Source organism: Glycomyces xiaoerkulensis (assembly GCF_002798405.1).
Lineage (GTDB): Bacteria > Actinomycetota > Actinomycetes > Mycobacteriales > Micromonosporaceae > Glycomyces > Glycomyces xiaoerkulensis.
The window spans coordinates 224804-239565 of record NZ_PGGV01000004.1 but is presented as its reverse complement, the minus strand read 5'-3'; the positions used below and the strand labels follow the sequence as shown (position 1 = coordinate 239565).

The 14762-nt window shown below is 70.8% G+C and carries 12 protein-coding genes; 4 read left to right on the top strand and 8 right to left on the bottom strand.

All coding sequences use genetic code 11. The features are described 5' to 3' along the window. Positions 1–8 precede the first annotated feature (8 nt). On the top strand, positions 9–1367 hold the full coding sequence (locus CUT39_RS01970) for a GH1 family beta-glucosidase (protein WP_100444256.1): 1359 nt from the start codon (positions 9–11) through the stop codon (positions 1365–1367). A 62-nt stretch (positions 1368–1429) separates the two neighbouring features. On the opposite strand, the gene CUT39_RS01965 is transcribed toward CUT39_RS01970, so the two are convergent. The 6 genes from CUT39_RS01965 to CUT39_RS01940 are packed head-to-tail and all read right to left on the bottom strand — an operon-like array spanning position 1430 to position 5542. Continuing rightward, positions 1430–1852 (bottom strand): hypothetical protein, encoded by a 423-nt coding sequence (locus tag CUT39_RS01965; protein WP_100444255.1) that lies wholly within the window; start codon positions 1850–1852, stop codon positions 1430–1432. 43 nt (positions 1853–1895) lie between these two features. After that, positions 1896–3476: a polyamine aminopropyltransferase gene (locus CUT39_RS01960; RefSeq protein WP_100444254.1), complete on the bottom strand. Its 1581-nt coding sequence runs from the start codon at positions 3474–3476 to the stop codon at positions 1896–1898. Further along, positions 3473–3898, bottom strand: a complete 426-nt coding sequence (locus tag CUT39_RS01955; protein WP_100444253.1) for a DUF350 domain-containing protein — start codon at positions 3896–3898, stop codon at positions 3473–3475. Before CUT39_RS01955 ends, CUT39_RS01960 begins: the two co-directional genes overlap by 4 nt. 40 nt (positions 3899–3938) lie before the next feature. Continuing rightward, positions 3939–4403, bottom strand: a complete 465-nt coding sequence (locus CUT39_RS01950) for a DUF4247 domain-containing protein (RefSeq protein ID WP_100444252.1) — start codon at positions 4401–4403, stop codon at positions 3939–3941. A 33-nt stretch (positions 4404–4436) separates the two neighbouring features. Continuing rightward, on the bottom strand, positions 4437–4937 hold the full coding sequence (locus tag CUT39_RS01945; protein ID WP_157930427.1) for a DUF2617 family protein: 501 nt from the start codon (positions 4935–4937) through the stop codon (positions 4437–4439). Next, the gene (locus CUT39_RS01940) at positions 4934–5542 is read right to left on the bottom strand and encodes a DUF4178 domain-containing protein (protein ID WP_100444250.1); all 609 of its coding nucleotides are present in this window, start codon (positions 5540–5542) and stop codon (positions 4934–4936) included. The genes CUT39_RS01945 and CUT39_RS01940 overlap by 4 nt, the downstream gene beginning before the upstream one ends. A gap of 206 nt (positions 5543–5748) precedes the next feature. Between CUT39_RS01940 and CUT39_RS01935 the strand changes: the two genes are divergently transcribed. Together CUT39_RS01935 and CUT39_RS01930 are read left to right on the top strand one after the other, a co-directional pair. Continuing rightward, positions 5749–10575: an NAD-glutamate dehydrogenase gene (locus tag CUT39_RS01935; protein ID WP_100444249.1), complete on the top strand. Its 4827-nt coding sequence runs from the start codon at positions 5749–5751 to the stop codon at positions 10573–10575. A gap of 72 nt (positions 10576–10647) precedes the next feature. Next, positions 10648–11817 (top strand): ROK family transcriptional regulator, encoded by a 1170-nt coding sequence (locus tag CUT39_RS01930; RefSeq protein WP_100444248.1) that lies wholly within the window; start codon positions 10648–10650, stop codon positions 11815–11817. On the opposite strand, the gene CUT39_RS01925 is transcribed toward CUT39_RS01930, so the two are convergent. Together CUT39_RS01925 and CUT39_RS01920 are read right to left on the bottom strand one after the other, a co-directional pair. Continuing rightward, on the bottom strand, positions 11814–12815 hold the full coding sequence (locus CUT39_RS01925) for an ABC transporter permease subunit (protein WP_100444247.1): 1002 nt from the start codon (positions 12813–12815) through the stop codon (positions 11814–11816). The genes CUT39_RS01930 and CUT39_RS01925 overlap by 4 nt on opposite strands. Next, entirely contained in the window at positions 12812–13825 is a 1014-nt protein-coding gene (locus CUT39_RS01920) for an ABC transporter ATP-binding protein (RefSeq protein WP_100444246.1), read from the bottom strand. The genes CUT39_RS01925 and CUT39_RS01920 overlap by 4 nt, the downstream gene beginning before the upstream one ends. A gap of 121 nt (positions 13826–13946) precedes the next feature. Here CUT39_RS01920 and CUT39_RS01915 point away from each other — a divergent pair, with 121 nt between their 5' ends. Next, positions 13947–14747: an ABC transporter ATP-binding protein gene (locus tag CUT39_RS01915; RefSeq protein WP_408611086.1), complete on the top strand. Its 801-nt coding sequence runs from the start codon at positions 13947–13949 to the stop codon at positions 14745–14747. Positions 14748–14762: the final 15 nt, after the last annotated feature.

The following is a 14762-nucleotide window of genomic DNA, read 5'->3' as shown; positions in this document are numbered from 1 at the left end:
AGACGCACATGACCGACGCCAGCCCGTTCCCCGAGGACTTCCTGTGGGGCGCCTCCACCGCCGCCTACCAGATCGAGGGCGCCGCCGACGAAGGCGGCCGCGGACCGTCCATCTGGGATACCTTCGCCGCCGCGCCCGGCAGGACCCGAGACGGCGACACCGGCGCCGTCGCATGCGACCACTACCACCGGTGGCGGGAGGACTTCGACCTCGCCGAGCGGCTCGGCCTGCGCGCCTACCGCATGTCGGTCTCCTGGGCCCGATTGCAACCGGACGGCCGCGGCGAACTCAACCCCGAGGCCGTCGCCTTCTACCGGGAGCTGCTCGGGGACCTCCGCTCCCGCGGCATCACCCCGCTGGTGACGCTCTACCACTGGGACCTGCCGCAGGTGCTCGACGACGAGGGCGGCTGGCCGGAGCGGCGGACGGCCCACCGGTTCGCCGACTACGCCGCCCGCACCGCCGCCGCCCTCGGCGACCTGGCCGAGGACTGGATCCCGATCAACGAGGCCTGGTGCATCGCCTTCCTCGGCCACTACGAAGGCGTCCACGCCCCCGGCCGGCGCGACCTCACCCAGGCCCTGCGCACGGTCCACCACCTCAACCTCGCCCACGGGCTCGCCGCCGCCGCCATCCGCGATCGGCGGCCGTCGGCCCGGATCGGCACCGCGGTCATCCTCACCGACATCGAGCCGGCCAGCGACCGGCCCGAAGACCAGGCGGCCGCGATGCTGGCCGACGGCGCCGGCAACCGGATGTTCCTCGACCCGCTGTTCAAGGGCGCCTACCCCGAGGACATGCGCTGGCACTACCGCGGCTCGGGCGCCTTCGACGCGATCGAACCGGGCGACATGGACACCATCGCCGCCCCGCTCGACTTCGTCGGCGTCAACCACTACCACCGCTTCCGCATCGCCGCCGACGAATCCGACCCGCACCTGGGCACCCGCGCGCTCGAGCCGGAGGGACCGGTGACCGACTTCGGCTGGGAGATCCACCCCGCGAGCCTCCGCCGCGTCCTGGAACGGCTCAGCGCCGATTACACCGACCTGCCGGTGTACGTCACCGAGAGCGGGGCGTGCTTCGACGACGCGGTCGGCCCCGGCGGCGAGGTCGACGACGCCGACCGCATCGAATACCTCGACGGCTACTTCCGCGCCGCGGGCGAGGCCATCGAGAAGGGCGTGAACCTGCGCGGGTACTTCGTGTGGTCCCTGCTGGACAACTTCGAATGGGCCGAGGGCTACTCCAAGCGGTTCGGCCTGGTGCACGTCGACTACGACTCCCAGCGGCGCACCCCCAAGCGCAGCGCCGACTGGTACCGGCGGGTCATAGCCTCGGGAGGCGCGAACCTCGACTGGAACTGACGACCCCGGCGCCTCCCCGGGAGGTCCGGCCCGCGGACGGCCCGTCCGCGGGCCGGACCGCGTCAGTGCTGCTGCATCCCCAGCAGGGTCTGCTGGAGGCGCTGGACGTCGGCGGGCTCACCGGACCCGGTACCGACCCGCTTCTGCTTGCCGTCGGGCTTGAGCCGCATGATGTTCGAGCCGTCGAAGTACAGCCGCTCGCCCTTCGGCGCGCCGAAGGTGCGGACCCGGTTGCCGAACGGCCCGTGCATGATCAGCGTCGCCGTAGCCGGCTGGAAGCGGATGAACGGCACGAAGCGCGAGACGATGCCCGCGGCCAGAATCACCGGACCGAGAATGAGCCACACCGCCGGCCCGTCTCCCGTCAGCGCCAGGACGCCGAGCAGCAGGAACAGCGCGCCGCAGACGATGAACATGACCGAGGCCACGGTCCGGTGCCGGACGGTGATCTCCTGCGCCTGCGGCGCAGGGTGGGTGGGATGCATGGTCGCTCCTGCCGTCGGAGGGTTCGGGCGAGCGGCGGGCCGCTCAGTAGTGGCGCCACTCGCTCTGGACCCGGTCGAGGATAACCGGGTGCATCAACGTCGACGGCTCCATTTCGAGGCGGGCGCGGTCAGGCGGGAAGACCTGGGCCGACTCCAGCAGCTCCGGCGTCAGCGACTCGAACGGACCCGCCTCGGTGTCCAGCGACACTTCAGGCGCCTCGCCCGAGGCGTGCACCGCGTGGAAGCCCCAGTCGCCGAACGAGGGCACCGACACCTGGTACGGCGTCGTCCCGTAGCCCGCCTCCTCGATCGAGGCCCCGACCGTCCAATACGTCTTCGGGGCGAAATAGGGCGATCCGCCCTGCACCACCATGCGGCCGGAACCGTTGAGGCGGCCGGCCGCCATGGCGTAGAACTCCACCGAGTACAGCTTCGCCGTCTCGGTCGCGTCCGGGTCGGGCATGTCCACCACGATCACGTCGTAGGCCTCGGACCGGTCCCGCAGCCAGGTGAAGGCGTCCCGGTTGACCACCTCGACCCGCGGGTCGCTCAGCGCGCCCCCGTTCAGCTCCGCCAGCCGGTCGAAGTCCCGCGCCAGTTCCGTCACCGTCGGGTCGAGGTCGACCAGGGTCACCGACTCCACGTCCCGATAGCGCAGGACCTCCCGCACCGCCAGCGCGTCGCCGCCCCCGAGGACCAGCACGTCGGCCCGCGGGCCGTCCATCACCGGATGGACCAGCGCCTCGTGGTACCGGTACTCGTCCACCGACGAGAACTGCAGGTCCCCGTTCAGGTACAGCCGGAAGTCCTCGCCGCCGAACGGCGAGGCCGACTCGGTCATCACTATCTGCTGGTACTGCGTGTCCTCGCTGTAGATGATCGGGTCGGCGTACAGCGCCTGGCGGGCGGCCACCTCGAACCGGTCGGTGTAGGCGAACGCCGCCGCCAGCACGATCGCGATCGCGGCCGCGCCGAGCGCCAGGAGCTGCCTGCCGGCCTTCGGCAGGTCCCCGCGGAAGACCAGGAACACCAGCACCACCCCGGCCACGGCGTTCACCGCGCCGACCAGCAGGGCCCCCCTGATCTGGCCGAACAGCGGCAGCAGCAGGAACGGGAACGCCAGGCCCCCGACGAGCCCGCCCAGGTAGTCGGCCGCGTTCAGGTCGGCGACCGCGCTGCCGGCCGCCTGCCGGCGGATGCGCTGCAGCAGCTCCATGAGCAGCGGGATCTCCGCGCCGACCAGCAGGCCGATCGCGAACGCGATCGCGATCAGGGGCAGGTTGTACAGCGCCGTCCACGCGAAGGCCGCGTACAGGACCAGGACGCTGAAGCCGCCCAGCACCGCCAGGGCCAGCTCGATCGCGGCGAACGCCAGCGCCGGGCGCTTCTGCAGCGGTTTGGCCGCCAAGGCGCCCAGGCCCATCGCGAACACCATCACGCTCAGCACGATCGACGCCTGCGTGGCGGTGTTGCCGATCAGATAGGCGCCCAAAGTGATGAGCGCCAGTTCGTACACGAGCCCGCAGGCCGCCACCACGAACACCGTCGCCAGGAGTCCGGCCCGCGCCGGACGGATCCGCCGCGGCGGCGTCCGCTGCTCGTCGGTGGCGGCCGGGGCCCTCAAGACAGGGCCATCGCGATGACGCCGCCCAGCGCCACGTGCATGGCGGAGTTCACCCACACCGCGGGCTGGAACTCCTCGGAGGTCACTGCCTCGCCGGGCTTGCCGGGCGTCAGCAGGTCGAGGACCAAGAACGCCACGGCCATCGCGACCAGGCCGATCACACCGAACACCAGGGTCGAGACGATCCCCTCGACGAGGTTGCCCTCGGAGGCCCAGATCGCGCCGACCACGATCAGGCCCACCCCGAGGCTGTTGGAGGCCAGCAGGAGCGCGGCGTTCCGGTTGCGGTTGGTCCAGATCATCTCGCCCAGCGGGGCGGGGGTGAGCCAGTCGACGATGAAGTATCCCAGCACCATCAGTGCGATACCGACGCCGCTGTAGGCGAGTGCGCCGAGAACGGCGTTGCCGAAGTCTTCGAACATGGAGGCTGCCTTTCAGGTCTCGTTGGTCGGGCGGGTCGGGCTATTTGCCGCTGCCGGGTCCGCCGCCCCGGAACGGCGGGAGCGGGGACGACGACCATCCCCACCCGATGAACACGGGCGAGTAGTGCCGGTAGCCGTCCCGGTAGTTGAACAGCAGGATCTTCGACCCGCCCCGGTGGGGTTCGACCGACACGATGTGGCTCTTGTACTGCAGGAAGTGCTTGTTGCCGTCCCGGCGCTGCTTGCGGGCGCCGTCGGCGTCGTCGATGGAGTTGGCGACGCTGGCCGGCGGCAGCGACGAGGTGTAGGCCCGGCCGCGCCCCTCGTCGAGGTTCGCGGCGCGCTCGTAGTTGCTCTGGATGTGGCCGGTGGGGTTACTGAAGTCCAAGGAGGACACGAGCCAGCCGCCGCAGCACAGCACCACCACCAGGCCGATCGCCAGCCAGTGCTTCCAATTCATGCCGCCGCCGTAGCGGGGGAGTTCGTGAGACGGGTTCTGCTGCATAATCCGGGCGGGTCCTTCGTTCGGGGATCGGGTTCAGCCTAGATGCTCGACGCTTCCGGTGGTGGTCACGACCTCGCCGTACTGAGGGTAGGTGTGCACCGTCCGCCACGTCAGCGGCGCGGTACCGGTGACCTCGAGGGCGGTGAGGGCGTCGGGCCGGTCGCCGAACACGCCGATCAAGAGGTCGGGTTCGCCGCCGCGGGCGCGGAGCCCCCGCACGCGGTCGCGCAGTTCGGGGACCGCCAGCCGCTCGGTCCGGCTGGTGAACCGGTGCCGCCAGGTCCCGGCGCGCCGGCTGAACGCCTCGGGCAGGTCGGGGGAGAGGTCGCCGCGGTAAGCGAGGGTCTCGGCGACCAGGCCGTCCGGGGTCGCCACCACCGCCTGGTGGCTGGCCCCCAGCAGCCGCAGTGACAGGCGCAGCTTCCCGGCGTCCCGGTCGAGCTGGTCCAGGACGGGCATCGACGGCGCGTCCGGCCGGAACGTCAGCTCTCGGGCGGAGACGTCGATGAAGGGGATCTCGAGTGCGCTTATCACGATTCGTTCTGGTGGTAGATGGTGACCTGGTTGCGATCCAGCGTAAGACCCTTCGCCAACTCCCACTTGGCGCCGTCGCCGAAGGCCTCGAAGGAGAGCTTCTGGCCGCCGGGGCCCTCGTAGTCGTGGTAGCGGAGCGTGCCGGTCGGCGCCAGACCGGTGGTGGCCTCGCTGGTGTAGTCGGCGGTGCCCTGCTCGTCGGAGCGGTAGGACTCGCCCTCGAAGCTGAGCTCGCGCGGACCCGGCTTCAGGTCGGCGCCCTTGACCTCTTCCCACAGCACCAGTTCGACATCCGGGTCGGCCTCGACCGACAGCCAGCGCCTGACGCCCGTGCCCGTGTCGAGGAAGTGCTCGGCCCAGGAGTAGTCGCCCTCGCTCAGCCGCAGCGTCCCGCGCACGGCGAGGGTCTTGCCGTAGGCCTCGACCATGTCGCCGGCCTTGACCCGCTTGGGATCGCCGCGCAGGATGTCGGTGTCGCCGTCGGCGAAGGGGTCGGCCGGTCCCGGTGGCACGTAGGCTTCGTCTTCGCGCCGCTGCCGGTTCCGCCGCCACAGCCACCAGGCCACGACGGCGAGGAGGAGCACGATCACCAGGACCGCAACCATATGAGGTCACCTTCAAAATCGGGGGACGTTTCCGATCTTGACTCTACCGTGACGCCGCGATGACTGCTATCCAGCGCCCTTGCCGCGGGAGCCGGCCGCTCTCCCTTAGCTCGCTGCAACCCACCGGACGCATCGGCCCCGTAAGATCTAGCCTGGAAGCGGTCCACGACGAGGTGGGTCGAGTCGATTCGAGCTGGAGACGAAACGTGTTGGCGTTCATCGGTGACGAAGAATTCCGCGAAACCCTCCCCGACCGGGGGGAGCTGCTCACCGAAGCGGCCGGACTCGCCGGATCGGACGAATCGCTCGCCAGGCTCGTGGAGCTGTACTGGAGCCTGGTCGCCGACGACGACATCGTCGGCCGCAGCGCCGAGCATCTGTTCGAGACCACCGCCAGGCACCGCCGGCTCGCCCGCCGCCGCCGTCCCGGCGAGGTGTGCCTGGAGATCGACTGCCCCGCCGACTCCGACGGCCCCGACGCGGCCGCGAACACGCACGTCGACATCGCCTGCGAGGACTCGCCGTTCCTGGTCGACTCCCTGATGGGGCTGTTCGGCAAGCACGCCATCGACATCGTCGTGTTCGTGCACCCGATCGTCCCGGTCCGGCGCGAGGCCGGCGGCGAACTGGCCGAGGCCCCCGCCGACGACGGACGGCACGAGTCGTGGATGCACATCGAACTCCAGCGCGTGTCCGATCCGGAGTTCCTCACCACCCTCGAATCCGAGATCCGGGCCGTCCTCGACGACGTCCGCGTCTGCGTGGGCGACTGGCAGCCGATGCGCGCCAAGGCCCTCGAGATCGCCGCCGACCTCGAAGCGGGCGAGGCCCTCCCGGTGCCCGAGAAGGACATCAGCGACACCGTCGAGCTGCTGCGCTGGCTCGCCGACGACAAGTTCACCTTCCTCGGCTTCCGCCGGTACCAGCTCACCGGCGCCGGTGAGCACCGGGCGCTGACCCCCATCGAGGAGACCGGGCTCGGACTGCTCAAGAAGGCCCCGGCCGCGTCCCGCCCGCTGTCCTCGTTCAACGCCGACGCCCGCTCCCAGATCGGCGCCAAGCGGCTGCTGGTCATCACCAAGTCGAACGCCCGCTCCACCGTCCACCGGACCTCCTACATGGACTACATCGGCGTCAAGACCTTCGACGCCGACGGCGAACCCGACGGCGAGCTCCGTTTCCTCGGACTGTTCACCTCCGCCGCCTACCTCTCGTCGGTCACCGACCTCCCGGTGGTGCGCCGCAAGGTCCGGGACGTGCTGGACCGCTCGGGCGTCACCCCGTCCTCCCACTCCGGCAAGGACCTGGTCACCGCCCTCGAGACGTACCCGCGCGACGAGCTGTTCCAGGCACGCACCGACGACCTGTACGAGACCGCGATGGGCGTGCTGCGCCTGGCCGGTCGCCGCCGCCTGCGCCTGTTCCTGCGCCGCGACGTCTACGGGCGCTTCTACTCCTGCCTGGTCTACCTGCCGCGCGACCGGTTCAACACCGAGAACCGCATCAAGATCCAGGACATCCTCTACGATCGGCTCGGCGGGGTCGGGGTCGACTACGACACCCGCGTCACCGAGTCGGTCCTGGCACGCCTCCACTTCGTCATCCGCATCGACCCGTACGCCGAGTCCGACCCGGTCGACGTCGAGTCGGTCCAGACCGAACTGGCCGAAGCCACCAGGTCCTGGGACGCCGACTTCGCGCTGCAACTGGACCACCACGTCGGCGAGGGCCAGGCCCGCGGCCTCTTCCGCTCCTACGTCAACGCCTACCCGGCCGCCTACAAGGCCGAGCACACCCCGCTCGACGCCGCCAAGGACATCGCCAAGCTGGAGATGCTCCACGAGCCCGGCGACATGGAACTCCAGATGTTCCGCCGCCGCGGCGACGACGAGGACGTCCACTTCAAGGTCTACTCCTTCGGCAGCCCGGTCGGGCTGTCGGAGGCCCTGCCGGTGCTGAAGTACCTCGGCGTGACCGTCGGCGAAGAGCGGCCCTACCACATCGACCGCCGCGACGGGAAGGTCTACCTGCACGACTTCGGGCTGCGGCTGCCGGGCCCGACCGCCGAATCGGTGCCGCAGATGCGCGTCCGCTTCGAGAACGCCTTCCGCGCCGCCTGGACCGGCGAGGCCGAGTCCGACCGGTTCAACGAACTGGTCATCGCCGCCGGCCTCAACTGGAGGCAGGTGGCCGTCCTCCGGGCGCTGGCGAACTACCTGCGCCAGTGCGGCTTCGTGTTCTCCCAGGACTTCATCGCCAGCACCCTCATCGCCCACCCGACGATCGCCTCCTCGCTGGTGCGGCTGTTCGAGGCCCGCTTCGACCCGCGCGTGGGCGACGACCGGGCGACCGCGGTCGAGCGCATCGACCGGTCGCTGGCCGACGGGCTCGCCGAGGTCCCGAGCCTCGACGCCGACCGCATCCTTCGATCGTTCCTCACCCTGATCCGCTGCACGCTGCGCACCTCCTACTTCCAGCGCGGCGAGGCCGGGCGGCCCAAGAAGCACATGGCTTTCAAGTTCGACGCCCGCGAGATCGACTTCCTGCCCAAGCCGCGCCCGGTGTTCGAGGTCTTCGTCTACTCCCCGGAGTTCGAGGGCGTCCACATGCGGTACGGAAAGGTCGCCCGCGGCGGGCTGCGCTGGTCGGACCGGCGCGAGGACTTCCGCACCGAGATCCTCGGCCTGGTCAAGGCCCAGGAGGTCAAGAACACCGTCATCAGCCCGGTCGGCGCCAAGGGCGGGTTCGTGCTCAAGCGGGACGCCTTCCCCGACCGCGCCGCCCGACAGGCCGAGGGCGTGGCCCGCTACCGGGAGTTCATCTCGGCGCTGCTGGACATCACCGACAACCGCGACGCCGACAACACCGTGATCACGCCCCCGGACGTGGTCCGCCACGACGGCGACGACCCCTACCTGGTGGTCGCCGCCGACAAGGGCACCGCGACGTTCTCCGACATCGCCAACGAGGTCGCCGACTCCTACGGGTTCTGGCTCGGCGACGCCTTCGCCTCCGGCGGCTCGGTCGGCTACGACCACAAGAAGATGGGCATCACCGCCCGCGGCGCCTGGGAGTCGGTCAAGCGGCACTTCCGCGCGATGGGGGTCGACACCCAGAGCGAGGACTTCACCGTCGTCGGCATCGGCGACATGGGCGGCGACGTGTTCGGCAACGGGATGCTCCTGTCCGAGCACATCCGACTGGTGGCCGCGTTCAACCACCTGCACATCTTCGTCGACCCGGACCCCGACGCGGCGACCTCGTTCGCCGAGCGCCGCCGGCTGTTCGAGACGCCCCGCTCCACCTGGGCCGACTACGATCCCGCACTCATCTCCGAAGGCGGCGGCGTCTGGAAGCGGTCGGTCAAGTCGATCCCGGTCTCGCCCCAGATGCGCGAGGCGCTGGACCTCGACCCCGATACCAAGGACGTCACCCCGCCGGAGCTGATCCGGGTGATCCTCAAGGCACAGGTCGACCTGCTGTGGAACGGCGGCATCGGAACCTACGTCAAGGCCTCCTCCGAGACCCACGCCGCCGCCGGGGACAAGGCCAACGACGCCGTCCGCGTCGACGGCGCCGACCTGCGCTGCAAGGTCGTCGGCGAGGGCGGGAACCTCGGGTTCACCCAGCTCGGACGCATCGAGTACGCCCGGGACGAGGGCCGGATCAACACCGACTTCATCGACAACTCCGGCGGGGTCGACACCTCCGACCACGAGGTCAACATCAAGATCCTGCTGCGCTCGGCCGCGCTCGCCGGCCGCATCGAGCCCGAGCGCCGCGACCAACTGTTCATGGACATGGCCGACACCGTCGCCGACATGGTCCTGACCGACAACTACGACCAGAACATGGCGCTCGCCAACGCCTCGTACCTCAACTTCCGGCTCCTCCCGGTCCACATCAGGCTCATGAAGCACCTGGAGAGGCGCGTCGGGCTCGACCGCGAGATCGAGGGCCTGCCCGACGACAAGGAGTTGCGGGAGCGCAGCGCCGCCGGGGTGGGCCTGACCGAGCCGGAACTGGCCGTGCTGCTGTCGTACGTGAAGATCTGGGCCAAGCGCGCCGTCCTCGACTCCGGCCTGCCCGACGAGTCCTGGACCGAGCCGGTGCTGCGCGAATACTTCCCGCGGCCGCTGCGGGAGCCCTACGCCGACCTCATGGCCGAGCACCCGCTGCGCCGCGAGATCATCACCACCGCCGTGGTGGGCGAGGCGGTCGACCGGGGCGGCACCACCTTCCTGTTCCGCGTCTCCGACGAGACCAACTCGGACGTGGTCGACGTGGTCCGCGCCTATGTCGCGGTCCGGGACGCGTTCGGCCTGCCCGACCTGTGGCGGCGCATCGAGGAGCTGGACAACCGCGCTCCGCAGACGGCCCAGATCTCGGCGCTGCTGGTGATCCGGCGGCTGCTGGACCGGGGCGTGCGCTGGATCCTCCAGCACCGGCGCGGCACGGTCGACGTCGCCGGCGAGACCGACCGGCTCCGGCCCGGCCTGGCGCTGCTCCAGCCGAAGCTGCCCGAGCTGCTCATCGAGTCCGAGGCGGTCGGCTTCGAGCGGTACTGCACCGAGCTGGCCGAGCAGGGCATCCCCGCCGAGCTCGCCGTCGACGTCTCCGGCCCGATCTTCGGCTTCGGCCTGATCGACGTCGTCGACTGCGCCCGCCGGCTCGGCACCGACCCGCTGGAGACCGCGCAGGTCTACTACGGCATCGCCGCCAAGATCCACACCGACGAGGTCCTCAACCAGATCTCGGCGCTGCCGCGGCGCAACCGCTGGCAGACCCTGGCCCGCTCGGCGCTGCGCTACGACATGTACGGGGCGATGGCGGCCCTGACCACGGCCGCCATGCGCGCCGAGCCCGGGGCGAGCCCGGCCGCGGCGGTCGAAGCCTGGCACGAGCGCAACGGCGAGGCGGTCACCCGCATCCACGCCGCCACCGAGGAGGCCGGGCGCTCCGAGGAGAAGCTCGCGGTGCTGTCGGTGGCCCTGCGGGAGATCCGGAGCCTGGTCACCACGGACACCGATTGAAGGCACGGCGCACCTGGTGTGAGCACGGGGTGCACCGCTTGTGGATAATGTGGGCTCGGAGGAACTGATCTGATGCCGAAGAGCCACACCCCGGGGGTGCCGAAGCTGCTGCGGGTCCTCAACGACCAGGCGGCGCTCCAACTGCTGCTCGACGACGGGCCGCAGACGCGCGCCCAGCTCGCCGAGCGCACCTCGATGTCCAAGGTGACCGCCTCGCAGATGATGGAGCGGCTGCAGGGCCGCGGCCTGGTGGAGGTCGTCGGATCGAAGTCCGGCGGCCGCGGACCGAACGCCTCGCTGTACGCGGCGGTGCCGTCGTTCGCCTACGTCGTGGGCGTCGAGATCGGACCGTCCAGTGCGCACGGCGCCTGCGCCGACTTCACCGGCCGGATCGTCGGCCGCGCCGAGGCGACCGTGGAGGGATCGACCGACCCGGTCGCGGTGGTGCGCCGGGTCGTGCTCGACGCGGTCGATGCTGCCGGGGTCGAGATGGGCAAGGTCGCCCGGATCGAGCTGGGCACGCCCGGCGTCATCGACCCCGCCACCGGTGAGATCGGCTTCTCCTGGGACCTGCCGGCCTGGCACCGCGGGCTGCTGTCGGCCCTCAACGAGGAGCTGCCGCCCGAAGTCTCGATCGAGAACGACGTGAATCTCGCCACCGTCGCCGAGCAGCGCTCCGGCGCCGCCGGGGGCGCGGGCGACTTCGTCTACGCCTGGTACGGGCGCGGGCTGGGCCTCGGGGTCATCCTGGGCGGCCAGCTCCACCGCGGCGCCACCGGGGCGGCCGGAGAGATCGGCTTCCTGCCCGTGCCCGGCGGGGAGCTGCCCACCGGCGGGGTCGTCACCCGGCTGTCCCAGGGCTCCTACCAGCGCGTCATCGGCGGCCAGGCGGTGGTCGAGGTCGGCGCCAAGCACGGCTTCGAGGGCACCGACCCGGCCGAGGTTGTCGGAGCGGCCGTCGCCGCCGGCGAGGAGGGCGCGGCCTGCCTCGACGAGGTCGCCAAGGGCATCGCCCTCGGCATCGTGGCCTCCTGCGTCCTGCTGGACCCGACCGTGGTCGTCCTCGGCGGTCCGGTCGGCTACGCGGGCGGACTGGACCTGGCCGGGCGCGTAGCCGCCCAGACCGTCCAGCTCGCGCCGGTCAACCCGAGCGTCGTGGCCGGCGCGGTCGCCGACGAACCGGTCATCCGCGGTGCGATCCTGCTCGGACTCGAAGCCGTCCGCGCCGGCCTGTTCGACTAGGAGGCGTCCCTGCGGGCGAACGACCACGTCGCCAGGGCCGTGAACACCAGCACGATCCCGCCCAGCAGCAGCCCGGCGTCGGTCGCCGTCAGCGTCATCGTCTCCTCGAACCGGCCGGACCAGTCCCGGAGCGTGACCCGGCCGCTGATCCAGGCGTCGACCCAGGTGTACAGGGAGAACCGGTTGGGGAACTTGACGTTGAGGGCGAACCCGGCGAGCCGCACCAGCAGGTCGCCGACGACGAGGTAGCCGGCGATGACGCCGCCGGCGATCGCGGTGTGGCGTCCCAGCATCGCCAGCGACGAGCCGAGCACCGTCATCCCCATGGCCAGGGCCAGCGACCGGGTGAGGCGTCCGAGCGCGTCCTGCCACCAGGCCGCGTCGAGCGTGCCGGTCTCGCCCCGGAGCGCCGCCACCAGGTACAGCAGCACGAACGCGAGCGCCACGACCGCGACCACGGCGGCGGCGCAGACGGTCAGGCCCGCGGCGAGCTTGGCGCCCCAGACCCGCATGCGGGCCGGGTGCCACACCAGGAGGTTGGCCATGCCGCCGCTCGACCACTCGGCGCCGACCACCGAGGAGGCCAGCAGCATCGCCAGCAGTCCGACCAGGACCGCGATGCCGGAGATGATGCCGGTGCCCTCGTTCTCGAAGTGGAAGGTGTAGACGTAGAGGAAGTCCTCCTCCTGGGCCTGGGCCGGGAACAGCTCCGCGCAGATCTCCTCGTGGGTCATGTCGTCGAAGTGCGGTTCCTCGGACACCCAGACGTGCTCGGGGTCTTCGAAGAACTCCTCGTCCTCGGCGCACCGGTCGTAGTCGGCGTTGAGGTTGTCGGCCATTTCGCGCGCCTCGGCCCGCTCGGCCTCGGTGGGACCGGTCTGGGAGTTGAAGGCCAGCACGGCGCTGAACAGCAGCAGGCCCGCGAACCCGCAGATGCCGAAGATCAGGCTCAGGCGGCGGCGGGCGAAACGGTGGATCTCGGCTTTGTACAGGTTCACCGGTCGGCTCCAGTCGGGACGGTCATCTCGGGATCGGCGGCCGGGGCCGACTGGCCCACCTGGACGGCCCGGCCGGCCTGCGGGGCGGTGCCGGTCAGCTCCAGGAAGACCGACTCGAGGTTCTTGGTCTCGGTGACCAGCTCGGTCAGGTACAGCGACCGGTCGGCCAGGGTCTTGGTGATCCACGCGGGGTCGGAGGCGCCGGACACGAGCAGCCGGTCGCGCTCGGCGGTGACCGTCAGGTTGTCACCGGCCTCCATCAGCACCTCGACCGCTTCGGAGACCTCGGCCGGGTCGGCGAAGCGGACGCTCATCTGCGATCCGGAGTGCCCGGCGAGGATGTCGGCGACCTTGCCGTCGACGATGCGCCGCCCCCTGGAGACGATCGTCATCGAGTCGCACAGTTGCTGCACCTCCGACAGCAGGTGCGAGGAGACCAGGACGGTGACGCCCTGCTCGTGGGCCAGCCACTGCAGCAGCGCCCGCATGTGGTGGATGCCGGCCGGGTCGAGTCCGTTGGCCGGCTCGTCGAGCACCAGCAGCTCGGGCCGCTTCAGCAGCGACTGCGCCACCGCCAGCCGCTGGCGCATGCCCAGGGAGTAGCTCTTGACCGTCTGCCTCGCCTGGTCGCGCAGGCCCACCTGCTCGAGCACCTCGTCCACTCTGGTGGCCGGGATGCCGGCGCTCTCGGCCAGGATCCGGAGGGTCAGCCTGCCGGAGAAGTGCTTGAAGAACTGGGGGGACTCGACCACCGCGCCGACGCGGCCGACCACCTGCGGCAGGCGCCGGGGCACCTCCTCGCCGAGGATCCGCATGGAGCCGCCGTCGGTGCCGATGAGCCCCAGCAAGGCCCGCAGCGTGGTGGTCTTGCCGGATCCGTTTGGACCCAGGAAACCGTGGACCTCTCCGGGGCGGACCTCCAGGTCGAGGCCGTCCAAAGCGTGATGGGGCTGGCGCATGAGCTTCCGATAGGTCTTGCGCAGCCCCGATATCTCGATGACCGGGGCCATGGGCTCTCTTTCTGTGCGGGCGTCGCCGGAGCGCGGGAGTCACCCGGAGTATACCCGGTATAGTGTCGTGCCCCCGACCGGGCCGGTTGCGGACGAACCCCCAGATCGCACCCGTGGTTTCATTGATCCCGTGGCACAGTCAGAACGCGTTCTCGACCTTTCCGGCGTCACCGTCGTGCGCGGCGGCAACCGGCTCCTCGACAAAGTCGACTGGCACGTCGACGCCGACCAACGGTGGGTCGTCCTCGGTCCGAACGGGGCCGGCAAGACCACCCTGCTCAACCTAGCGGCCGCCCGGAACCACCCCACATCGGGAACGGTCGACGTCCTCGGCGAACGCCTGGGCGCGGTCGACGTGTTCGAACTGCGCCCCCGCATCGGCCTGACCACCACCGCGGTCGCCGAGTCCCTCCCCGGCGAGGAGACCGCCCTCGACGTCGTCCGCACCGCCGCCTGGGGCCGCGTCGGCCGCTGGCGCGAGGACTACGACCCGATCGACGACGAGCGCGCCATGTCGCTGCTCGGCTGGCTCGGCGTCGCCCAGCTCGCCGACCGGCAGTTCTTCACCCTCTCCGAAGGCGAGCGCAAGCGTGTGCAGATCGCCCGTGCCCTCATGACCGACCCCGAGCTGCTCATGCTCGACGAACCCGCCGCCGGACTCGACCTCGGCGCCCGCGAGGCCCTGGTCTCCACCCTCTCCGGGCTCGCCACCGACGAATCCTCGCCGGCCTTGATCCTGGTCACCCACCACGTCGAGGAGATCCCGCCGGGATTCACCCACGCCTTGATCCTGTCGGCCGGCAGCGTCGTCGCAGCCGGCCCGCTCGACCAGGCGCTCACCTCCGAAACCCTCTCCAAGGCCTTCGGCCTCCCGCTCACGCTGAACGCGAGCGGAGGCCGGTACACCGCGGTCGCCGTCTAGGGCCATGGGACGCGC

What these genes read in the sequence shown, in the direction of transcription:
- CUT39_RS01970 (WP_100444256.1), top strand. Translation starts at nt 9, where the DNA reads ATGACCGACGCCAGCCCGTTCCCCGAGGACTTCCTGTGGGGCGCCTCC.
- CUT39_RS01965 (WP_100444255.1), bottom strand. Translation starts at nt 1,852, where the DNA reads ATGCATCCCACCCACCCTGCGCCGCAGGCGCAGGAGATCACCGTCCGG.
- CUT39_RS01955 (WP_100444253.1), bottom strand. Translation starts at nt 3,898, where the DNA reads ATGTTCGAAGACTTCGGCAACGCCGTTCTCGGCGCACTCGCCTACAGC.
- CUT39_RS01950 (WP_100444252.1), bottom strand. Translation starts at nt 4,403, where the DNA reads ATGCAGCAGAACCCGTCTCACGAACTCCCCCGCTACGGCGGCGGCATG.
- CUT39_RS01940 (WP_100444250.1), bottom strand. Translation starts at nt 5,542, where the DNA reads ATGGTTGCGGTCCTGGTGATCGTGCTCCTCCTCGCCGTCGTGGCCTGG.
- CUT39_RS01930 (WP_100444248.1), top strand. Translation starts at nt 10,648, where the DNA reads ATGCCGAAGAGCCACACCCCGGGGGTGCCGAAGCTGCTGCGGGTCCTC.
- CUT39_RS01920 (WP_100444246.1), bottom strand. Translation starts at nt 13,825, where the DNA reads ATGGCCCCGGTCATCGAGATATCGGGGCTGCGCAAGACCTATCGGAAG.